17 protein-coding genes are annotated in these 23,796 nt (G+C 41.5%); 16 read left to right on the top strand and 1 reads right to left on the bottom strand.

The window, feature by feature from the left end; translation table 11 throughout:
- Nucleotides 1–109 precede the first annotated feature (109 nt).
- The 10 genes from WBM49_RS01240 (at nt 110) to WBM49_RS01195 (ending at nt 13,980) form a co-directional block, all read left to right on the top strand.
- Nucleotides 110–1,297: a DUF4105 domain-containing protein gene (locus WBM49_RS01240; protein ID WP_424370241.1), complete on the top strand. Its 1,188-nt coding sequence runs from the start codon at nt 110–112 to the stop codon at nt 1,295–1,297.
- Nucleotides 1,294–3,177 carry an ABC-F family ATP-binding cassette domain-containing protein gene (locus WBM49_RS01235; RefSeq protein WP_424370240.1) on the top strand — a complete coding sequence of 628 codons (1,884 nt, stop codon included), beginning with the start codon at nt 1,294–1,296 and terminating at the stop codon, nt 3,175–3,177. Before WBM49_RS01240 ends, WBM49_RS01235 begins: the two co-directional genes overlap by 4 nt.
- Nucleotides 3,178–3,210: 33 nt before the next feature.
- Nucleotides 3,211–3,714 carry a hypothetical protein gene (locus WBM49_RS01230; RefSeq protein ID WP_424370239.1) on the top strand — a complete coding sequence of 168 codons (504 nt, stop codon included), beginning with the start codon at nt 3,211–3,213 and terminating at the stop codon, nt 3,712–3,714.
- Between the two features lie 29 nt (nt 3,715–3,743).
- Nucleotides 3,744–3,884 (top strand): hypothetical protein, encoded by a 141-nt coding sequence (locus WBM49_RS01225; RefSeq protein ID WP_424370238.1) that lies wholly within the window; start codon nt 3,744–3,746, stop codon nt 3,882–3,884.
- Between the two features lie 25 nt (nt 3,885–3,909).
- On the top strand, nt 3,910–4,485 hold the full coding sequence (locus tag WBM49_RS01220; RefSeq protein ID WP_424370237.1) for a cob(I)yrinic acid a,c-diamide adenosyltransferase: 576 nt from the start codon (nt 3,910–3,912) through the stop codon (nt 4,483–4,485).
- A 134-nt stretch (nt 4,486–4,619) separates the two neighbouring features.
- Nucleotides 4,620–4,844 (top strand): DUF2795 domain-containing protein, encoded by a 225-nt coding sequence (locus WBM49_RS01215; RefSeq protein ID WP_013551418.1) that lies wholly within the window; start codon nt 4,620–4,622, stop codon nt 4,842–4,844.
- Between the two features lie 215 nt (nt 4,845–5,059).
- Nucleotides 5,060–8,422, top strand: coding sequence for a preprotein translocase subunit SecA (gene secA, locus WBM49_RS01210; protein WP_424370236.1), 3,363 nt, complete (start codon nt 5,060–5,062; stop codon nt 8,420–8,422).
- Nucleotides 8,423–8,610: 188 nt separating this feature from the next.
- The gene (locus tag WBM49_RS01205; RefSeq protein WP_424370235.1) at nt 8,611–9,828 is read left to right on the top strand and encodes a sensor histidine kinase; all 1,218 of its coding nucleotides are present in this window, start codon (nt 8,611–8,613) and stop codon (nt 9,826–9,828) included.
- Between the two features lie 65 nt (nt 9,829–9,893).
- On the top strand, nt 9,894–12,410 hold the full coding sequence (locus WBM49_RS01200; protein WP_424370234.1) for a M14 family metallopeptidase: 2,517 nt from the start codon (nt 9,894–9,896) through the stop codon (nt 12,408–12,410).
- 73 nt (nt 12,411–12,483) lie between these two features.
- On the top strand, nt 12,484–13,980 hold the full coding sequence (locus tag WBM49_RS01195; RefSeq protein ID WP_424370261.1) for an amidohydrolase family protein: 1,497 nt from the start codon (nt 12,484–12,486) through the stop codon (nt 13,978–13,980).
- A gap of 21 nt (nt 13,981–14,001) precedes the next feature.
- On the opposite strand, the gene WBM49_RS01190 is transcribed toward WBM49_RS01195, so the two are convergent.
- The gene (locus WBM49_RS01190) at nt 14,002–14,256 is read right to left on the bottom strand and encodes a hypothetical protein (RefSeq protein ID WP_424370233.1); all 255 of its coding nucleotides are present in this window, start codon (nt 14,254–14,256) and stop codon (nt 14,002–14,004) included.
- Nucleotides 14,257–14,655: 399 nt separating this feature from the next.
- Between WBM49_RS01190 and WBM49_RS01185 the strand changes: the two genes are divergently transcribed.
- From WBM49_RS01185 to WBM49_RS01160, 6 genes are all read left to right on the top strand, one after another.
- Entirely contained in the window at nt 14,656–15,954 is a 1,299-nt protein-coding gene (locus WBM49_RS01185) for a carboxypeptidase-like regulatory domain-containing protein (protein WP_424370232.1), read from the top strand.
- Nucleotides 15,955–16,619: 665 nt separating this feature from the next.
- A complete protein-coding gene (locus tag WBM49_RS01180) occupies nt 16,620–18,842 on the top strand; it encodes an NADP-dependent isocitrate dehydrogenase (RefSeq protein WP_424370231.1) in 2,223 nt (740 codons plus the stop codon).
- Between the two features lie 93 nt (nt 18,843–18,935).
- Nucleotides 18,936–21,338, top strand: coding sequence for a TonB-dependent receptor (locus WBM49_RS01175; protein WP_424370230.1), 2,403 nt, complete (start codon nt 18,936–18,938; stop codon nt 21,336–21,338).
- An 8-nt stretch (nt 21,339–21,346) separates the two neighbouring features.
- Nucleotides 21,347–22,240, top strand: a complete 894-nt coding sequence (locus WBM49_RS01170) for a DUF4249 family protein (protein ID WP_424370229.1) — start codon at nt 21,347–21,349, stop codon at nt 22,238–22,240.
- A gap of 94 nt (nt 22,241–22,334) precedes the next feature.
- Nucleotides 22,335–22,568 carry a DUF6095 family protein gene (locus WBM49_RS01165; RefSeq protein ID WP_424370228.1) on the top strand — a complete coding sequence of 78 codons (234 nt, stop codon included), beginning with the start codon at nt 22,335–22,337 and terminating at the stop codon, nt 22,566–22,568.
- A 78-nt stretch (nt 22,569–22,646) separates the two neighbouring features.
- Nucleotides 22,647–23,796: aminoacyl--tRNA ligase-related protein (locus WBM49_RS01160; RefSeq protein WP_424370227.1), on the top strand; the 1,150-nt coding region annotated here is incomplete at its 3' end.

Here is a 23,796-nt window from a genome sequence, read left to right as displayed (position 1 = left end):
TAGTTCTTTCTTGTAAAAATAGTATAATTTTTATGGAAGAGGTTTTGTCCGGTAAATTATTCAGATATTTGTTTCATCAATAGTAATGGCCTAAAAACGGGCGCCATCAATGACAACTAAGTATTCTATTTTTCTTATTGTACTATTATTTGTTTTCCCTGTGCATTCCCAGGAGCTAATCCTTTCAGACAAAGCTGTTGTAAGTGTACTCACCTGTGGTCCTGGCTCAGATCTTTACTCTAAATTTGGTCATACCTCCTTTAGGGTACAAGACAGCGAGCAGGGAATAGACTGGATCTACAATTATGGCACATTCGATTTTAATACGCCCAATTTTTATTCCAAGTTCGCAAGAGGAAAGTTACTTTATTCCCTTAGCAAGCAGCGTTTAGAAAACTTTCTGTACACCTATGAATTGGAAAATAGATGGGTGAAGGAACAATTGCTGACCTTATCAGCTAAAGAAAAAAATGAACTTTTCACATTCCTTGAAATCAATTACCTGCCAGAGAACAGAAAGTATAAATACGATTTTCTTTATGACAATTGTTCTACAAAGATCCCTGATATTTTAAAAGAGATCCTGGGAAAAGACCTACAATTTGAATCCTATCAGGATACTACCTCCTATACATTTCGGGACCTTATTCAACAAAACCTCATTGGAAATTCCTGGTCCAGCTTTGGTATCGATCTGGCATTAGGTGCGGTCATAGATAAAAAGGCAGAACCTATACAGTACATGTTTTTACCCAATTATGTCTTACGACAGCTAGAGCATACTAAACTTCATGGAGAACCTCTGGTACGGAGAGAAAGGACCATTCTTGACTACAATAAGCAAAACAGGGGCAACTTTTTTACCACTTCCCCACTTTTTTGGTTCGGACTTTTATGCCTCTTCACTCTCGCCATCACTTATATTGATATCCGTAATGAGGTTAGAAGCAAGGTATTAGACATTGTCCTTTTTTCAGTTACAGGAATCGCAGGATGTCTTATTTTCTTTCTTTGGTTCTTAACGGACCATCATGCCACTGAAATAAATCTCAATATACTTTGGGCCTTCCCTTTTAACTTGGTATTAGTTTATTATCTGCTGCGCAATTCAAAAACCCCCGCCTGGGTTACTACGTATCTCTTAGGATTACTAATTCTTCTGGGCATTACCCTGCTTATCTGGCTTTTAAAAATACAGATATTCTCACCTATACTCGCCGTTATATTGGCCACACTGGCCATTCGTTATAGCTTTTTGCTATATCGGGCAAAGAAATTAGAAACCACAACCTTATGAATTTAATCTCTGTTGAAGGGATCTCTAAGTCTTTTGGGGAAAGGGTTCTTTTTTCTGAACTCTCTTTTGGGATCAACAAGGACCAGAAAATAGCACTGATCGCTCAGAACGGTACAGGAAAGACCTCTATCCTTAATATTTTAGCCGGGAAAGATTCGCCAGATACTGGCCTGGTAACGGAACGAAAGAGCACCAGGATCTCCTATCTGGAACAAGACCCACAATTAGATCCTTCCCTCACCATCGAAGAAGCGATCTTTGCTTCAGACAATGAAGTTCTAAAGGTGATCCAGAATTATGAACACGCCTTGGAAAATCCTGAGGATGAGAAAAAATACCAAAAAGCATTTGAAGCCATGGAGCGTTTTAATGCCTGGGACTTTGAAACTCAATACAAGCAGATTCTTTCAAAACTTCAACTAGAGGATCTTAAAGTAAAGGTTGGCACCTTGTCCGGAGGGCAAAAAAAGCGAATAGCGCTAGCCAATGCCCTGCTTAACAGACCAGATCTCTTAATTCTCGATGAACCAACCAATCATCTGGACCTCGAAATGATTGAATGGTTGGAGCAATATTTTACTAAGGAGAAAATTACCCTTTTTATGGTTACCCATGACCGGTACTTTCTGGAAAGGGTCTGCAATGAGATCCTGGAGTTAGATAACGGGGAACTCTTTTCCTACAAAGGGAACTATTCTTATTATCTGGAAAAAAAAGAAGCCCGGGAAACCCAGGAGGCCTCTGAATTGCATAAATCGAAGCAATTATTCAAAAAAGAATTAGACTGGATGCGCAGGCAACCAAAGGCCCGTACCACAAAGTCTAAGTCGCGTATAGACGATTTCTTTGAGATCGCAAATAAGGCACAGCAACGGAGGAAAGAACACGAGGTTCAATTGGAAATAAATATGGAACGTCTGGGTAGCAAGATCCTGGAATTCCACAATGTTGGCAAGGTATTTCCTGATAAACCCATCCTAAAAAAGTTTAATTACAACTTTCTTAAAGGGGAGCGACTAGGAGTCATAGGCAAGAACGGTTCCGGGAAGACCACCTTTTTAAATTTGATAACGGGTAGTATTTTACCCGATAGCGGCAAGATCATTACTGGTGAGACCTTGAAATTTGGGTACTACACTCAGGATGGGATTCAAACCAAAGCGGGGCAAAAAGTCATTGATGTCATCAAGGAGATTGGGGATTACATTCCCCTAAAAAAAGGGAGACAGCTTTCTGCCCAGCAGTTACTGGAACGCTTTTTATTTGATCGCAAAAAACAATACGATTTTGTTGAAAAACTAAGTGGCGGAGAGCGCAAGCGTCTCTACCTCTGCACGGTGCTTATTCAAAATCCTAATTTTCTGATCCTGGATGAGCCTACGAACGATCTTGACGTGGTTACCCTAAACGTGCTTGAATCCTTTTTGCTGGATTACCCCGGTTGTCTGGTCGTGGTCTCTCATGACAGGTATTTTATGGACAAGATAGTAGACCACCTCTTCATTTTCAGGGGGGATGCAATTATCGAGGACTTTCCCGGGAACTATTCAGATTTCAGGGCCTATGAAGATAGTCAGGTGCAGGAAAAAAGAAATCAGCAAAATGATCGTAAAATCATCGATTCGACCGAAAAAACGCAGTGGCGTGAAGAGGGAAAAGGCAAGAAATTATCCTATTCGGAACAAAAGGAGTACAAGCAACTAGAAAAGGAAATTAAAGTTTTGGAACTTAAAAGACAACACCTTCAAAACGAATTCCTGGATACAAAGCTGTCTGGAGAGAAGATAGCAGAACTCTCCAAAACGTTGCAGGAGGTAGAACACACAATAGAGCAGAAAACAGAACGGTGGTTTGAACTATCACTCCTCAGCGAGGAGTAACGGTTCTGGCAGGCCATTGTAACCATGCTTCCAATGATGTATGCAGTAGGTACTTATTTAAAATTTCTCTTCCAATCTACGAATCAATACGGGGTGCATTCTCCCTTTGTGTATGACTACCTCACCAAATGTCTTTATAAAAGAACTACGCATCAGGGCGGTAAGATCCTTAAGATACTTTTAAAGAGTATTCCCTATTTAAAACTGTCATCGGTTCTTTTAAAAAATAACAATCCAGCATTGGCAAAGCGGCTATCTCAGGTGTATCCTTTTTTGCAATACGATACCCTTGCTGCAGATCTGATCGTAATTGAAAAGAACCAGCTGCTGCAGATAGATCCCTCCTGGTTAGAGAAGCATTGCCATGATGAAAGTATGATTTTAATGGAAGGTATTCATCATAGTAAAAATTTTACAGCCGTTTGGGAGTCATTTTGCGAACAACCCTGGGTAAGTGTTTCCATTGATTTTTATGATGGGGGTATTTTATTCTTGAGGAAGGAACAGGCGAAGCAACATTTTAGGATTCGAATTTAATGCCTTAATTTTAGCGTGATTTTAGTATTATGGATAACACGGTCTACTATATTTTAGGTGCGGTTGCAGTCATTTATCTTGCGCTTTCGGTTTTTAACAGGAAAAGATCTAAAGAACGTAAGTCGCGCAAATTCATGGATGGCTATGATCGGAAGAACAGAAAAAAATAATGTTCTTAACCTCAAAAAACAACATATGAAGATCTATACCAAGACGGGAGACGAAGGGATGACGGCTCTTTTTGGCGGAACACGTGTCCACAAACACCACATTCGCATTCAGAGTTACGGAACCGTAGATGAACTGAACTCCTGGTTAGGCTTATTGCGCGATCAGCATATCGCCAAAGAGTACAAAGAATTGTTGATGAAAATACAGGAGAACCTCTTTACGGTGGGGGCCATTTTAGCCACGGATCCGGAAAAGGCCATCTTAAAAAGTGGAAAAGAACGACTGAACATCCCTAAAATTGGCGCCTCTGATATTAGCTTATTGGAAACTGAGATGGATACAATGGATGAGGCCTTGCCTGCTATGACCCATTTTGTGCTTCCCGGAGGTCACCCAACTGTGTCATACTGTCATATTGCACGCACAGTTTGCCGCAGAGCAGAACGAATGGCGTGCCTATTACATGAAAATGAGCCATTTGATGCCTTGGTTTTGGCATATCTCAACCGTTTATCGGACTACCTTTTTGTGCTGTCACGAAAACTTTCTCAGGATCTAAAGGCTGAGGAGATAAAGTGGATACCGGAAAAAAAAGACTAATAAATCGATTCTTTCTTCGTTATCAATGTATTAAAACAGCGATTTTCGAAAAAATAATTGAAATAAACCCTAAAAAACTTGACAGTCTGGGTTTAAAAATTATTTTTGCAAAAAATTAAAATACCACAAGTACAATGTATTGGACATTAGAATTAGCATCTTACTTAAGTGATGCACCCTGGCCGGCGACCAAGGATGAGTTAATAGATTACGCCATTAGAACCGGAGCGCCATTAGAAGTAGTAGAGAACCTTCAATCTATGGAAGAAGAAGGTGGAGAGATCTATGAGAGTATTGAAGAAATATGGCCCGACTACCCCACCGAAGAGGACTACCTCTGGAATGAGGATGAATATTAAAAATAAGATCAAATAGCATCAAAAAGTCTCTTCGGAGGCTTTTTTTTTATGTAATTTTGACAGACTTTATACTGAATTACCGGTGAATTCGAAACTGGAACGGCTTTTGCTTTCTAAAGAAGTCGAACAAACCGACTAAGAAATCAAATTGTAAAACACACATCACTGCCCGTACTGCTACTTAAGACAGAGATGTATTTTTAAGATATAAATCCATGAGTTTATTAAATAGTGTTTTAAAGGCATTTGTTGGAGATAAATCCAAAAAAGATGTCAAGGAATTACAACCCCTTGTAGAACAGATCAAGTCTTTTGGTGAGGCCATGAAATCTTTATCACATGACGAACTGCGCGCCAAGACAGCCAGTTTCAAAGTCGCCATTGCAGAGGCTTGTGTGGGGTTGACAAAAGAGATCGAAGAACTTAAGAATGAGGTAAATGCCTCCGCAGATATAGATAGGAATGAAGAGCTCTACTCCCAGATTGACAAACTGGAAGAAGACGCCTACAAAATTACCCAGAATACCTTAGACAACTTGCTTCCTGAGGCATTTGCGGTGGTAAAGGAAACGGCAAGAAGGTTTGTGGAAAACGAGACCATTGCGGTAACTGCCACCGAGTTCGACCGGAAGATATCAGGGAACAAGGACTATGTTACTCTGGAAGGAGACAAGGCCATCTGGAAGAATTCCTGGGACGCCGCAGGAAAAGAAGTTACCTGGGATATGGTACATTATGATGTACAACTTATCGGCGGAATTGCACTGCATCAGGGTAAGGTAGCTGAGATGCAAACCGGGGAAGGAAAGACATTGGTAGCCACTTTGCCTTTATACCTCAATGCCCTTCCTGGCAAAGGTACCCATCTTGTAACCGTGAACGACTACCTGGCCAAAAGGGATAGTGCATGGATGGGACCAATTTTCGAATTTCACGGGCTTTCTGTAGACTGCATAGACAAACACCGTCCTAATTCTGACGGGCGAAGAGCTGCTTATAATTCAGATGTTACCTATGGAACCAACAATGAATTTGGCTTTGACTATCTAAGGGATAATATGGCCCATACTCCGGGCGATCTGGTTCAAAAACCACACTATTATGCCATCGTAGATGAGGTAGATTCGGTGCTCATTGACGATGCACGTACTCCGCTAATCATCTCAGGACCTGTTCCGGAAGGCGACCGCCACGAATTTAATGAATTGCGTCCTAAAGTTATGGACATCGTGGAACTACAACGCAAACACCTGACAGGCGTTTTGGCAGAGGCCAAGAAAAAAATCTCAGAAGGTGATACCAAAGAAGGTGGGCTCCTATTGTTGAGGGTTCACAGAGGATTACCGAAAAATAAGGCCCTGATTAAATACTTGAGTGAAGAAGGAATCAAACAATTACTGCAAAAGACAGAGAACTTCTATATGCAGGACAACAACCGGGAAATGCCGATGGTAGATTCTGATCTTCTCTTTGTTATTGACGAAAAAAATAATCAGATAGAGCTTACAGACAAGGGAATTGAACATATTTCAGGAGATCAATCCAAGGATTTCTTTCTGATGCCCGATATAGGTAGTGAAATTGCCAAGATCGAGAACCAGGATCTCGGCATAGAAGAAGAAGCTGCTCTGAAAGAAGAATTATTCAAGGATTTTGCCATAAAAAGTGAGCGGATCCATACCATGAGTCAGCTTTTAAAGGCATATACGCTCTTTGAAAAAGATGTGGAATATGTGGTGATGGAGAACAAGGTGATGATTGTAGACGAACAAACCGGGCGTATCATGGATGGGCGCCGTTATTCGGATGGACTACACCAGGCCATTGAAGCAAAGGAAAATGTGAAGATCGAGGCTATGACCCAGACCTTTGCGACCATTACGCTTCAGAATTATTTCCGGATGTACAAAAAACTTTCGGGGATGACCGGTACAGCGGTTACCGAGGCAGGTGAACTTTGGGAGATCTACAAGCTAGACGTTATGGAGATCCCTACCAACAGGCCTATTGCCAGAGATGACCGAAACGATCTTATCTATAAGACAAAACGGGAGAAATACAATGCCATTATTGATGAGGTAACCCAGTTGTCACAACAAAAGAGACCTGTGCTCATAGGAACCACTTCCGTGGAGATCTCGGAATTGTTATCCAGAATGTTAAACATCAGAAAGATCAACCATAACGTACTGAATGCCAAGTTACACAAGAAGGAAGCAGATATTGTGGCCGAGGCGGGAAATGCCGGTATAGTTACCATTGCCACTAACATGGCAGGTAGGGGTACGGATATAAAACTCTCGGATGAGGTTAAAAAAGCAGGAGGTTTAGCCATTGTCGGTACCGAAAGGCACGACTCCAGAAGGGTAGACAGACAGCTAAGAGGTAGGTCAGGAAGACAGGGAGATCCGGGAAGCTCACAATTCTACGTATCCTTGGAAGACAATTTAATGCGCTTGTTTGGCTCCGAAAGGGTGGCAAAAATGATGGACAGAATGGGGCTGGAAGAAGGGGAAGTAATTCAGCATTCCATGATGACCAAGTCTATAGAACGCGCACAGAAAAAAGTGGAGGAGAATAACTTCGGGATACGAAAGCGTTTGTTGGAATACGATGATGTCATGAATGCCCAGCGTGAGGTAGTCTACAAAAGAAGGCGCCATGCCCTGCAGGGTGAACGACTAAAAGTAGATATCGCCAATATGATCTATGACACCTGTGAGGTTATTGCGGAAACAAACAAAATGGCGAATGATTACAAGAATTTTGAATTCGAACTGATCAAATACTTTTCTATGACTTCTCCTATTTCGGAAGAAGAATTTGGAAAACTGGGATTTCAGGAGATCAGCACCCAAGTGTATACATCTGTCTATGCCCATTATCAGCAAAAGATGGAACGCAGCGCCGCCATTGCCTTCCCTGTGATCAAAAAAGTGTATGAAGACAATTCAAACAAATTTGAACGTATCGTCGTCCCTTTTACAGACGGAATAAAAACACTCAATGTGGTCACCGATCTCAAAGAGGCCTATGAAAGTAATGGCAAACAGCTGGTTACAGATTTTGAGAAGAATATCACTTTAGCAATTATTGATGAGGCCTGGAAAACCCATCTTCGCAAGATGGACGAATTAAAACAATCTGTTCAATTAGCAGTGCATGAACAAAAGGATCCTTTACTGATCTATAAGTTCGAAGCATTTGAGCTCTTTAAAGGAATGATAGACAGAGTGAATAAAGATGTGGTCTCCTTCTTGTTCAAGGGTGAATTGCCATCCAGCAATACTAGTGAGATTCAGGAGGCAAGGAATGTCAGGAAGAATAAAGAATCCCTGCAAACAACCAAAGAAGAGATCCCAAACAGTGATGAACTGGCGGCCAGGAACAGGGCAGTTGGTCAGAATCAGGGTGGCAGGCCCCCCATCACGGAGACGATCGTTCGGGAAAAACCAAAGATTGGCAGAAATGACCGGGTGACCATTAAGAATGTAATGTCTGGAGAAAGTAAAACCGTAAAGTTCAAACAGGCAGAACCGCTCATAGATAAAGGCGATTGGGTCCTGATAGACGTATAGAAAACAATGAATTCTTTTATCAAGGGATAGTCTGCTGGCTATCCCTTTTTATTTTTTAATTCATAAGAGTACTGAAACTTTAGACCCCTGGACTATTGATTATCTTACAAAACATAAGTAGCTTTACATCATAGGATTAGGATAACATCGTTGGAACTACTTCCGGCAAGGGCACTAAATAAGGTACTATGATGAACAATTACATTGACCAGGAAAGGCATAAAGACAAGGAAAGGCTGCTGGTGAAGGCCACTAATTATGCCTCAGTATTAAGCCTTGTATTCTTTTTAATTTGCTTTTTTTTATTGCACATCCCAACGGTTCTTTCCTTCATCTTCCTTGCTTTTTCCGTCCTTAGCTTAAGTAATACCTACGCCTATAAGTTTCACAAGAATCTCTCACTAACCTACCATATTTCCTCAATTACGAGCTTGCTGGCTTCACTTGCCATTACAGCTCTGAGCGGGGGTATCCACAGTCCCTTTATTTTTATCCTCACTCTGTTGGTATTGGCAGGTTACGCCACCACAAGAACCTATGGCAAAACATATTTATTTGTAATCTCTATCTTGGTTATCCTGATCTTCCTTCAAGGCAGATTCCTCCTTTTTGATATCTCCAATGAGGTTCCTGAAAATGCACAGGATATTTTTGCCTTATTGAGTGTTTTGTTCGCCGTCTACCTATTAGGAGGAATATTTGGGAAGGATCTGATGTATGTACACCATCAACTATACAAATCGAAGCGGGAAATGCAGCTCAGAAATGAAGAAAAGGATACGCTTTTAAAAGAAGTACATCACCGGGTTAAGAATAACCTGCAAACCGTATCGAGTCTGCTAAGTCTTCAGTCCAGGGGTATAGAGGATCCCCGGACAAAAAGTATTTTAAAAAGTAGCCAGAACAGGGTGATCTCCATGGCCATGGTACATGAAATGCTCTATATGAGGGAGGATCTATCCAAGATTCAATACAAGACCTATGTGAGGGAACTAAGTGAATATTTGGTAAAATCGCTGAAAGGAGCCAATAATAAGGTAAACCTGAATATAGACATCCCCGATATCGAACTTAGTATAGATACCGCCATTCCACTTGGCTTACTCATCAATGAGGCCATCACCAATTCACTTAAATACGGTATCAAGGACGATCATGAAGGGGAAATATATATCTCCATCGAAAAAGAAGATGAACACAGTTATGTATTGTACATTGGAGATAACGGCACCGGATATTCGGAATCGCTATCTTTAAAAAACAGCAGGTCTCTGGGTCTGAAACTAATACACAATCTAGCCCGGCAACTAAAAGGGACCATTACCAGGGACCCCACTAAAAAAGGCACGAACTATATCGTCAAATTCAGAGAGATCGAACCACAACCCTTCCCGTCCGTAGCATAAAATTTTGGTGCTGGTTTTTGGGTTTTATCCCTATATTTAAAAACTTTAAGATAAAATTCAACACCATGCAAAAGATCTTTTGTCTCTTCCTTCTATGCTGTATTACCTCCCTTCAGGGGCAGGAGTATTTCCTAAAAAAATATGAACCTTTCCAGGAAAATATTCCCTCTCCCGAAGAATTTCTGGGATATGGAATTGGCGAAAGACATACCAGGCACGATCTAATAGTGGCCTATTTCAAGAAATTGGCAGAGGTTTCAGAGAGGGTAACTTTTTACGAATACGGAAAGACGCACGAGGGTAGGATTCTTAGTATGCTGACCGTCACAACACCGGAAAACCTCAACAATCTCGAAGCCTTAAAAGCGGAACACCTGGCATTTACTGATCCCCAAAGAACGCCTTCGAATTACGATGAGGTTCCTGTCTTTATAAATTTAGCGTACAATGTCCACGGCAATGAACCATCTAGTTCTGAAGCTGCTCTTTTGTCTGCCTATACCCTGGCTGCCTCCAATGCCCCGGAAATACTTAGATACCTGAGAAATGCCGTAATCTTTATAGATCCCGCCATTAATCCGGACGGACGTGACAGGCACACCCAATGGGCCAATACGTACCAGGGGAGTCCGCTGGTAGCAGATCCCCAGGACGCCGAACACGATGAGTACTGGCCCGGAGGCCGCACCAATCATTATTGGTTCGACCTAAATAGAGACTGGCTCCTTGCCATCAATCCAGAAAGTCGGGGAAAGCTGGGTTGGTATCACGAATGGTATCCCAATGTAGTAACCGATTTTCATGAAATGGGGAGTCAAAGCACCTATTTTTTTGAACCTATGAAAACAAATGGTTCCTTAGATCCAATTATGCCCAAGGAGAATTATGAGGACCTAAATTCAATGTTTGGGGCGTATTACGCAAAAGCACTAGATAGTATTGGTTCCTTGTATTTTACCAAAGAGGTTTTTGATGGCACCTATCCAGGCTATGGTTCTTCCTATCCAGATTTGCAGGGTGGGCTAGGACTCTTATTTGAACAGGCCAGCTCCAGAGGTCATAAGCAAACAACCGCTTTTGGGGAGATCACTTTTCCTTTCACTATACGGAATCAGTTTACTTCGAGTATTACGACCGTACGGGCAGCCGTTGAAAACAAGACCTATCTTAGGAAATATCAGCAAGATTTTTTTAAAAGTGCACTAACCAATGCCAATAAGAGCTCTATCAAGGCCTATAAGTTTGGAGACAATTACGATCAGAACAGGGTTAAGGCATTTATTGACAAACTGCTATTGCATAAAATAAAGGTTTATAAAGACGGGGATAAATCTTATGTGGTCCCCACAAATCAGCCGCAATACCGTATGGTGCAAACAATGTTTGAGACGTATACCAAATACCGGGATAGTGTCTATTACGATGCTTCTGCCTGGTCTGTGGCCAATTTTTATAATATTGCATATACGGCCGTATCAAAGGCAAATTTGGGCACTGCTGTGCTATCTACTGATGATCTGGCTATGGTATCAGCGGTACAGAGATCTAATTATGCCTATCTGATAGATTGGGATGATTACAATGCCCCTGCGGTTCTGAATTATCTTCAAAAAAATGGTTTGGTGCTTTCTGCCGCATTTAAGCCGTTTACTTCTAAAACATCTTCAGGCAATAGGTCCTTTAACTATGGCACCCTGTTAGTGCCGGTAGAACTGCAAAAGAAAAGTAGTGAAGAGGTCTTTGAGCTTTTAAAAGAGGCACAGACGAAGTTTAAGGTTCCTATGTATGCGGTATCTTCAGGATTTAATCTTATGGGGGTAGATCTGGGTAGCCGATTTGTGCAGCCAGTGACCGCTCCTAAGGCCGCGATGATCATTGGTGAAGGGGTGCGATCATACGAGGCGGGAGAGGTCTGGCATTTATTAGATACGCGCGTTCATATGCCCATTACCAAGATCCCAATGCGCAATTTTGCAGGAGCAGATCTGGATAAATACAATAGCCTGGTCATGGTTTCAGGATCGTATTCGTTTAATGAAAAAACCATGGGTAAATTAAAGGCCTGGGTTGAGAAAGGAAATACGCTTATTACTATTGGAGGGGCTTCTAAATGGGCAATCGATAAAAAGCTGGTGAAGGAAAGTCTCATTAAGGTTGACAAAGATTCTACCAAATCTGCGGAGAGAAAACCCTATGTTGATGCCGGTGAGAATTTGGGGAAAGAAAGCGTAGGGGGTATTATTGTCAGGGCTCAGCTAGACCTTACTCATCCGCTTGGGTTTGGCTACAGAAATGAAATAATCCCCGTTTATAAGAATAACAGTGTATGGCTGTCCCCAAGTAAGAATGAGTATTCTACTGTGGCTAAATACACCGCACAACCTTTGATAGACGGATTTATCACAGACACCAACCGGGACGAATATTTAAAGCCTTCTGCCTCCCTGCTGGTTAGTCCGTTAGGAAGCGGCCGGGTAGTGCTCTTCGCAGACAATCCTAATTTCCGTGGTTCCTGGTATGGCACCAATAAATTATTTTTAAATGCCTTGTTCCTAGGAAATCATATTAATGTACCTAAATAACTCCTTCATGAAGTCACGCATCCTATTTCTGACATCTTTTTTCGCTTGTTTTTTTGTTCTGGGGCAAAGTCCTATGAGCGAAGGCCCTTTTTCCCAACTCATCATCAGAGGGGTTACCCTCATTAACGGCAATGGGGCGCCGCCTATTAGTCCGGTTGACATCGTAGTGGAAAACAATGTGATAAAGAAGATCCAGGTGGTGGGTTATCCCGGAGTAGCTATTAATGAAGACAGAAGGCCAAAACTGGCAGCAGGCGGCAGAGAGTTAAATTGTGAAGGGATGTACCTGCTTCCTGGCTTTATTGATATGCATGGCCATATTGGAGGAAATTCGCAAGGGGCAGATCCGGATTATGTTTTTAAGCTTTGGATGGGGCACGGCGTAACCACCGTTAGGCAGCCCAGTGGGCGTGGTATTGATTACACACTCGATCTGAAACGCAAAAGTGAAAAAAATGAGATCATCGCCCCCAGGATATTTACCTATACCGGCTTTGGCCAAGGGAGTAAAGAAGAAATAAGCACTCCGGAAATGGCAAGGGCCTGGGTACGTAATAACGCTCAAAAAGGAGCAGACGGGATAAAGTTCTTCGGTGCCCCCCCGGAAATTATGACCGCTGCGCTAGATGAGAATAAAAAACTTGGTTTGCGCTCTGCCTGTCACCACGCTCAGCTCGATGTAGCGCGCTGGAATGTCTTACATTCAGCCCGTGCAGGTCTTACCTCTATGGAGCATTGGTACGGCCTTCCTGAGGCCTTATTTGAGGACAGAACTGTACAAAATTATCCCCTGGACTACAATTACAACAATGAACAACATCGTTTTGAGGAGGCCGGGAAACTTTGGGAGCAAGCAGCCAAGCCTTATTCAGATCATTGGAATACGGTAATGAACGAACTTATCTCACTAGACTTTACCATAGATCCTACCTTTAATATTTATGAGGCGAGTAGAGATCTGCAGAGGGCACGCAGGGCAGAATGGCACGAAGAATACACACTTCCTTCGCTCTGGGAATTCTATCAACCCAGTAAGATATCTCACGGCTCTTACTGGCACTATTGGGGTACTGAACAAGAGGTAGTTTGGAAAAAGAACTACTACCTATGGATGACCTTTATCAATGAATACAAAAACAGGGGTGGCAGGGTCACTACAGGATCAGATTCTGGTTTTATTTTTCAACTCTATGGCTTTGCCTATATCCGGGAATTAGAATTGCTACGGGAAGCGGGGTTTCATCCCCTGGAGATCATTAGAAGTGCAACACTAAATGGGGCCGAGGCCCTGGGTGTTAGTGATAAAATAGGCACTGTGACCGTTGGTAAGTTGGCCGATTTTGTGATCGTGGGAGAAAATCCCCTTGAAAACTTAAAAGTACTATACGGCACAGGTGCCATTAAACTAACCGAAGACAATGAGGTGGTCAGAGTTGGCGGTGTGGTTTATACCATCAAAGATGGGATCATCTTCGACGCGAAGGCACTGCTTGCGGACGTAAAGCGGATGGTACTAGAGAAAAAACAAGAAGAGAACTACAAAATATTGCAACCGGGAATAAAAGAATAAAGAGCATCATGGTGGTATAGTTTAGACGGTGTGGTATTGTTTTTTAATTTTAAATGCCAATTCCTTTTGGATACGTGCATTTTTAAACTTGTAAAGTCGAGCTAGTTTCTCAGGCGTATCTTTCTTACTTTTCCTACTAAAAACAGTATCAGCAGGCCTACTATCCAAAAGAGAATCCATTTGAGTATTTTCAATTTTAACATGACCTTCCTTTTTTTGAGCAAAGACTCCGGCACTAAAAAAAAGTACAAGAAAAAGGGTGAAAAGTGCTTTCAAGACTTGGATTTTTTCTACACTAAAGAAACTACCAGACAGGTCAATAAAATCTTACAAATCGCTGAAAACGTGTTAATTATCGATGTTGGAAAAAAAGACAGACCAACTGTATTCTTTTTCGGATGAAAAAGTTCCAAGTGAAATACCAATGGGCCAAGGAATAGAACATTTCATAGACAAAAAGGAGAATAACTTCTATTTTAAACATGCATTTTTAACACAAATGATAATAGGATTTATTCATCGGTATGCCTTGCATTTTGTATCTTTAGTTGCGTTAATGGCGCCATTGAAGGCCTTCAAATAATCTTGTTTATTTCTGGGCATTTGGATCGGCACATGGCTCAAATGGATGAGATAATAAATCACAAGGATTTCCCCGAAAAAGAAAAAAGAACTATGAAATTACCACTTAGAGAACGTAAAAGAACCTTTTTGATCTGCTGTTTTGGAATGCTCCTGCTTTGCCAGGGCAAGATGTTTGCCATGAGCTATCAGGAGCAAGAGATGCCGGTGACAAACTTCACTTCCTACAAAGGAGAGGTTTTAGATAGTGAAACAAACAAGCCATTGGTATTTGCCACCCTCACAGTGGAAGGCACCAATATAAGTACGGTGACAAACACAGAAGGAAACTTTTTATTAAAGGTCCCGTCTGATATAGAAAGTGAAAACCTAATCATTACTTTTCTGGGATATAGAACAAAAACGGTGTCTCTTGCTTCTATGAAAGAAGAGAACAATAGAATTGGACTGGATATCCTGATTACAGAATTACCCGAAGTAAGTATCAGTGTTCCCCGTGAAGCGGTGGTTTTGGTCAAAGAAACTTTGAGAAAAAAAGGAGAGAATTACCTGGCCGATCCCAGTGTAATGACAGCCTTCTACAGGGAAACCATTAAAAAACGCCGAAGGAATGTTTCACTTTCGGAAGCAGTGGTGACAATTTTTAAGACTCCTTATACCTCCAGCAGGCGCGATGCCATACAAATGTACAAGGCAAGAAAGAGTACCGATTACAGCAAGTTAGATACATTGGTGTTAAAATTACAAGGCGGGCCATTCAATGCCCTTTATGTAGATATCATGAAATACCCGGAATATATTTTTGCAGAAGATTCTATTGACGACTATGCCTTTAGTTTTGACAGGTCGACGCGTATTAATGACAGGCTGATCTATGTAATTAATTTCAGGCAAAAGACTTCCATCCCTGAACCCTTGTATGAAGGCAAATTATTTATAGATGTGGAGAAAAAAATACTGACCAGTGCCATCTATTCGCTTAACATAACGAACAGAGAAATGGCCAGCAGGCTCTTTGTCCGGAAAAAACCAAGGAATGCGAATGTTTATCCTACCGAGGTAGCGTACAGGGTAGATTACAGGGAGAAAGACGGGCGCTGGTATTATGGCTACAGCAACGCCATCCTTGAATTTAAAATAGATTGGGATAAGAAGTTGTTCAATTCTGTGTATAGCATGACCTGCGAGATGGCCATCACGGATTGGGAAAAAAATCAGGAACTAAGTGAGCCCAGGTATAGGGACCGACTTAAATCTACCATGATCCTGAGTGATGAGGCCATTGGCTTTTCAGATCCGGATTTTTGGGGGGAATACAACATCATTGAACCAGAGAAATCTATCGAATCTGCTATCAGGAAAATACAGCGGCAACTGAAAAAATCGGACTAAGTACCCCTGATAAAGGACGCATTTGAGTTATGAACAAATGTTTATAACTATGGTTTATAAAGTGTTGATTTTTAATCGGTTACAATTTTTGGTAAATTAAACCTTTATCCTATATTTACGTATGGTTTAAAAGAAAAACCCTCAGGGGTGGATCTGATAGGTCAGATAGAGTTGACGTTCTTTATTTTGTTGTTATGGGCATTTTCACGAATGGGTATTTAGGTACCTAAGACAGAAAAAACATATGCAGGAAAAGAAAGCCTTGGTTTTCCAGAACTGTACTTTTATGATCAGACGAAGTTTCCGACCTTTGGGTTTGGATCTTAAGAAGAGCATATAAACGCAACAAAGAGAAACACGAATTGAGTCTTGATTTAATAGTTAAGAACAGCGAATGTTTCAAACGTTGGAATAGGAATGCAATTGTAACCTTAGGGTCACACTTTCAATACTTCGGTACTGGAATTTTGCAAACTGTTTCTAAAAAGCCATATCAATGTACCCGTTACAATGATATGGCTTTTGTTTTTATATTTCCTAGTATAACAAAGGCTTATAGCGTGCTTCAAATTGCAGCCTCATCTACCTTTAGCCTTGATATTTTCATCTTTGTTCCCCGTATTAAAATTGTATATTTGTTCGCTAAATCGATAACAAAACCTTCCATGTCGCAAATTGTTTACACACTTACGGATGAGGCACCCGCCCTGGCAACACAATCATTCCTACCTATCATTAAAGCTTTTACAAAACAAGCAGGTATCAGCATTACCACAAAAGACATCTCATTGGCCGGCAGGATCATTGCCAATTTTCCCGACTTCCTCAAAGAAGAACAACGCCACTCCGATGACCTTGCCGCATTAGGAGAGTTAGCAAAGACTCCAGAAGCAAATATTATTAAATTGCCAAATATCAGCGCTTCCATTCCTCAATTAAAGGAGGCTATTGAAGAGTTACGGGAAAAAGGTTATCCTGTTCCTGTATATCCTGATGAACCAAAGACAGAACAGGAAAGAGAAATTAAGGTACGATACGATAAGATCAAAGGGAGTGCCGTAAATCCTGTGTTGCGAGAAGGTAATTCGGACCGAAGAGCCCCAAAACCAATTAAGAATTTCGCAAAGAAACATCCGCACAGTATGGGTGCTTGGGACGCTGCTTCAAAGACCCATGTGGCTACTATGTCCGAAGGAGATTTCAAATCTAATGAAAAGTCTTTGACCGTCGAGAACGCCAGTATGATCGCCATTCAATTCCAGAACAAAAAGGGCGACCTAAGCTTACTTAAAGGTGATATACCGGTATTGGCTGGAGAAATAATTGATGCCACCCTATTAAGTAAGGAGGCTTTATTGTCTTTCCTAAAGGCACAAATTGCCGATGCAAAAAAGAATGGAGTCTTATTTTCCATCCACCTCAAAGCTACCATGATGAAGGTATCGGACCCTATCATTTTTGGCCACGTTTTGGAGGTGTTTTTTAAGGATGTCTTTACAAATCACGGGCAAATCCTTTCGAAAATAGGAATTAGTGCAAATAACGGGCTGGAAAGTTTACTTCAAAAGATACAAAAATTACCAACTCCTGAAAGGGAAGCCATAGAACAAGACATACAAGAAGCCTTTAATTCCGGCCCGGAACTGGCCATGGTAAATTCGGATAAGGGCATTACCAATCTTCATGTGCCCAGCGATGTCATTATTGATGCATCTATGCCCGCTATGATCCGTACTTCGGGAAAGATGTACAACAAAGAAGGGAAACTCCAAGATACCAAGGCAGTAATACCAGATAGCAGCTATGCCGGGATCTACGCGGAGACTATAGATTTTTGTAAGAAAAACGGGGCTTTTGATCCCCGGACCATGGGTACCGTTCCCAATGTTGGGCTTATGGCTCAGAAGGCAGAAGAATACGGGTCTCATGACAAGACCTTTGAGATAAAAGAAAATGGCATTGTACGCGTCATCGATACATATTCTAAGGAAGTACTTCTAGAACATACGGTAGCAAAAGGTGACATCTGGAGAATGTGCCAGGTAAAGGATCTGCCTGTCCGGGACTGGATAAAACTGGCCGTATCCAGAGCAAGAGCTACTCAAACACCTGCTATCTTTTGGTTAGATAGTGAAAGAGCGCACGACAGGGAACTAATGAAAAAAGTAGAGCAATATCTTCCCCGGGAAGATACCAGCGGTTTGGATATCAGAATTCTTTCGCCTTCAGAGGCAACCAAAATTACCTTACAGCGATTAAAGGATGGACAAGATACTATCTCTGTGACTGGGAATGTTTTGAGAGATTATCTAACGGACCTTTTTCCTATCCTGGAAGTGGGAACCAGCGCAAAAATGCTATCTATTGTTCCCCTGATGAACGGTGGAGGATTATTTGAAACAGGGGCCGGAGGTTCGGCACCAAAACACGTAGAGCAATTTATGGAAGTAGGACATCTGCGTTGGGATTCTTTGGGTGAATTCCTTGCCCTAGCTGTGTCTCTCGAATTCTATGGCACAAAAAATTCTAATGCGGAAGCGTTGGTTATCGCCGAAGCATTAGAAATGGCCACAGAGGCATTTTTAAATAATGACAGGTCTCCTTCCCGAAAAGTAGGTGAGTTAGATACCAGGGGGAGTCATTTTTATTTGGCGCTTTACTGGGCTCAGACCCTTGCCAAACAAGACAAGCATGCCTCCCTTCAAAATCGTTTTCAGGAAATAGCCAAAGAATTAGAAGCGCAAACCCCAAAAATTCTTGAAGAATTAAAGAAAGCTCAGGGAAGTAAGCAACAAATAGGTGGATATTACAAACCAGATCCTTTGTTAATTGAAAAGGCCATGCGGCCTAGTCATGCCTTCAACAAGGTCTTAAAGAGTCTTGGTTAAAATACAGTGGGTGGAGCTTAAAAAACTCAGTTCCTTTTTTTGTCAAAAAAAGGGGAAGTACTTTATTCTTTCTTATTTTTGAAAAAAATTACTATGCGGCCATTAAATAGGCACTTTCTTGTGCTTGTTATCTTCCTTTTGCCATTCTTTCTTATTTCACAGGAAAAATTCACTTTAAGTGGTGTAATCAGTGAAGCCTCAAGCAATGAAACCCTGATTGGGGTTACCATTGCCATCCCAGCCCTAAGGACAGGGGTAACCACCAATGAATATGGCTTTTTTTCTCTTACCCTTCCCAAAGGCACCTATGAAATACAGATCAGCTATTTAGGCTTTCTGGACGTAATGGAAACTATCACTTTTGATCGCGATCAAAAGATTAATTTTCAGCTCATTGAAGGGGCAGAAGTTCTGGAAGAGGTTGTGCTAACTGAGAATGTGGAAAAACTCAATATTAGCAAGCCACAAATGAGTGTGAATACCCTGGCGGTGCAGACCATTAAAAATATTCCTGTAGTGTTGGGAGAGGCAGATATCATTAAGTCGCTCATCCTTCTTCCCGGAGTTAGTAATGCCGGAGAAGGGGCGTCCGGATTTAATGTCCGAGGAGGGGCAGCCGATCAAAACCTTATATTGTTAGATGAGGCCACTATATTTAATAGTTCGCATCTGTTTGGCTTTTTCTCAGTCTTTAATCCGGATGCTATCAAGGATGTTAAACTATTTAAAGGAGGTATTCCTGCTCGCTACGGCGGCAGAGTATCTTCCGTACTAGAGATCTTCCAAAAAGAAGGGAACAGTAAAGAGTTTAAGATGAACGGCGGTATTGGTGCCGTGGCCAGTAGATTACTGGCAGAGGGACCCATTGTAAAGGACAAAGGGGCTTTTTTAATTGGCGGAAGGGCTTCCTATGCGCATCTTTTTCTTCCCTTATTTGATATAGACAACACCGCCTATTTCTACGATCTGAACACAAAGATCAACTATAAACTCAATAATAATAACAGTCTCTATCTTTCGGGTTACTTTGGCCGCGATGTCTTTGCCATCTCCAACAGCTTTGAGAATATTTACGGGAATAGTGTCTTAAATCTTCGGTGGAACCATCTCTTTTCCGATAAGTTATTCAGTAACCTGTCCCTGATCTATTCCGATTTTTATTACGGTCTTGAACTCGACTTTGTTGGCTTTAAATGGAATTCTGGCATTCAGAATTTCAATATAAAGTACGACTTGAAACATTATCTGAGCGACAGGTTTCAGGTAAATTACGGGATCAATAACATCTACTATACCTTTAATCCCGGTAAAATTGTACCCAATGGTCCTGATTCCGGAATTCTGGAAGAACAACTTATTAAAAAATACGCCAATGAATTTGCGGCCTATGTGGATGTGGAACACAACCTGTCTGAAGCCCTTAGCCTTCAATACGGCCTGCGATTAAGTCATTTTATCCGCCTGGGACAGGATGAATTGAACGTGTATGAAAATAATAATCCGGTAATCTTTGATCCTTTTCTCCTGCTGTATCAGGAAGCAACCCCCACAGGGACCATCACTCCGGGGCGAGGGGAACAGCTGGCCACTTTTACAAATCTTGAACCGAGGATCTCTCTGGCTTATACCTTAGACGAAGATCAATCCATCAAGGCCAGTTATACCAGAATTGCGCAATATCTTCATCTTTTATCTAACACAAGTTCCCCTACTCCACTAGATGTCTGGACGCCAAGCGGACCTTTTGTAAAACCGCAACTTCTGGATCAATATGCTCTTGGATATTTCAGGTCACTGCAGGAAGGAGAATACAGCCTGGAAACAGAAGTATTCTACAAGGATATTCAAAACAGGATAGACTATATAGATGGCGCCAACCTTATCGCAAATAATGCCATAGAACAAGTGATCCTTAATGGCAAGGCCAGGGCCTATGGCTGGGAGGTATTGTTTCGGAAGAATGAAGGCCGCTTTAAGGGATGGCTGGCCTATACCCTATCACGATCTGAGCAACAAACCCCGGGAAGAATCCTCTTTGAAGATAATGGAAGATCTAACAGGGAAACGGGTATTAATTTTGGCCAATGGTACAGCACTCCCTATGACAAAACGCATGATGTTTCTCTCTATGGGAGCTATGATCTGAACAAAAAATGGCGTTTTAATTCCAACTTTGTCTATCAAACAGGTCAGCCCACAAATTATCCCGTGGGGCAGTTCCAATTCCAGGAACTTACCATTCCGTTCTATGGGCTGAGAAACCAGGAGCGACTTCCGGATTATCATCGCCTCGATGTATCAGCCACCTTAACCCCTACTAAAAACGAAAAAAGAAAATGGCAAACAGAATGGGTCTTTAGTATCTACAATGTTTACAGCCGAATGAACGCTGCTTCCGTAAATTTTAGACGAAACCAGGATACCGGGAATAATGAAGCTGTCCGCACCTCAATATTTGGTATTGTTCCTGCTGTAACCTATAACTTTAAATTTTGAGCTGTCTTATGAAACCTTACGCCTTTTTATTGCTTTTTTTATGTGCACTTTGCTGGGGATGTGAAGACGTAATTGATGTAGAGCTACCCGAGCAGGAGTCGAGACTTATCATAGATGGCCTTATCCGGGTTGATGTCGCTCAGCAGTACATTCCTGTAGAAATTAAATTGTCGTTATCTAGTAACTTTTTTGAAGAGAATGTACCTACTACAGCAGAAAGTGTTGTTATAATATATGATGAAATTGATGGTGATATTATAACCCCGGTAGGTTCTTCCAGTCTAACAGAGACTACTCCCGGCTCTGGCATCTATGTTCCCGATCCTGATTTCACTTCTGATCAGAGAATTCCTACTAGTATTTTAGACAGAAACATAGTGTTTAACTTGTATGTAAGACATCAAGGTAGGCAATACTTTGCCAGTACCCGGTATGTTCCTGTGGTACCCATCAATTCTATTCAGCAGGGTACGAATACTTTATTTGGAGACAATGAAACCGAGGTGGTTGTGAATTTTACCGATCAACCAGATATCGATAATTACTATTTGTTCGACTTTAATTTTGGAGAATATTTGGTCACAGAAGATGAATTTTATCAGGGCCAGGAATTTGAATTCTCATTTTTCTATGATCAAACCTTCGATCCGGGCACCATCATTGACATCAGTATTCTTGGGGTGGATAAGACCTTTTATGATTATATGAACCAGTTGATCGTTCAAAGCGGTGATTCACAGGGCCCGTTTCAAACTCCCGTTGCCACTGTCCGTGGGAATGTTTTTGATATCACAGACCTCGACAATATTGATGTTCTGGATAATGTGGACCAGCCAGACGTTTTTCCCCTTGGTTACTTCGCAATTATTCAGGAAGAAAAGGGGCAGGTTATCATTGAATAGCCATGGTATTTTGTAATACTCAGGAGTTTAGATTTTAACTTTATCCGGGCTCTTTTGCTTAATTTGTATTTTTGGATCAACTAAAAAAATAAGATTGCGAACTAACAAAGAATTATTACTTAAGGGGGTAAAATACCTGGCCTATACCACTGCCTTACTTTTTACCGCACCCGTAGTGCTGTTTCAGGCTTTTAAAAATCAGCAACATGCCTGGTATATTCCTGTTTTAATTCTTGGGGGTATTCTTGCCATTTCGGCCATAGTAATGGGGTTTTACAGCATAAAAACCATTATTGATGCCCTGTTCGGCAAGAAATCCAAAGCCTAGAATTAAGTAAGAGTAGGCTATTGTCCGCTTACCGCCAACACACTATCTTTGCGACTCCAGAGAGAAAAGGCAGGTACTATGATCAAAATTACGCTTCCGGATGGTTCAGTAAAGACTTTTAAAGATGGTAGCACACCTATGGATGTGGCTATGGATATAAGTGAAGGTCTTGCAAGGAATGTCATTTCAGCAAAATTTAATGATGCTATCGTTGAAACGGTTACTCCCTTACACCAAGACGGCAGCCTTACTTTGTATACCTGGAATGACGACCTGGGGAAAAAAGCTTTTTGGCATTCTTCCTCTCATATTCTGGCCCAGGCCATTGAGGAATTATATCCGGGTGTAAAATTAACTATTGGTCCGGCTATTGAGAATGGATTTTATTACGACATAGATTTTGGAGAGCACAGTATTTCTGATAAAGACTTTCCTGCCATTGAAAAAAAGGCCATTGAGATAGCGAGGGGCAAGCATCCATACAAGATGCGAGAGGTAACAAAAAACGATGCCCTTAGTTATTACAAGAAACAAGGAAACCAGTACAAGGTTGAGTTGATCTCTAATCTGGAAGATGGCACCATCACTTTTTGCGACCATGATAGTTTTACGGATCTATGCCGTGGCGGACATATTCCCAATACCGGTTTTATAAAAGCCTTTAAAATACTCAGCGTGGCTGGAGCCTATTGGCGAGGTGATGAAAAAAACACCCAATTAACCAGGGTCTATGGCATTTCCTTTCCTAAACAGAAAGACCTTACAGAGTATTTGGAACTTTTGGAAGAAGCCAAAAAGAGAGATCATAGAAAACTGGGACGCGAATTAGAACTTTTTACTTTCTCACAAAAAGTGGGGATGGGACTGCCTTTATGGCTGCCTAAAGGTGCTGCCTTAAGAGAGCGCCTAGAACAATTCTTAAAAAAAGCGCAGAAAAAAGCCGGATATGAAATGGTCATAACCCCTCATATCGGGCAAAAGGAATTATACGTAACCTCAGGTCACTACGCCAAATACGGGGAAGACAGCTTTCAGCCTATTCACACCCCTAAAGAGGATGAGGAATTCCTTTTAAAACCAATGAATTGTCCGCACCATTGTGAGATCTATAATTCGAGGCCTTTTAGTTACAGGGACTTGCCAAAACGATACGCAGAATTTGGCACGGTGTATCGTTATGAACAAAGCGGGGAACTCCACGGACTCACCAGAGTAAGAGGGTTTACGC

It is taken from the genome of Muriicola sp. (genome assembly GCF_049669965.1).
In the GTDB taxonomy this organism is placed as follows: Bacteria; Bacteroidota; Bacteroidia; order Flavobacteriales; family Flavobacteriaceae; genus Muriicola.
The sequence above is the reverse complement of the archived record's forward strand: the minus strand, read 5'-3'. Positions and strand labels throughout refer to the sequence as shown.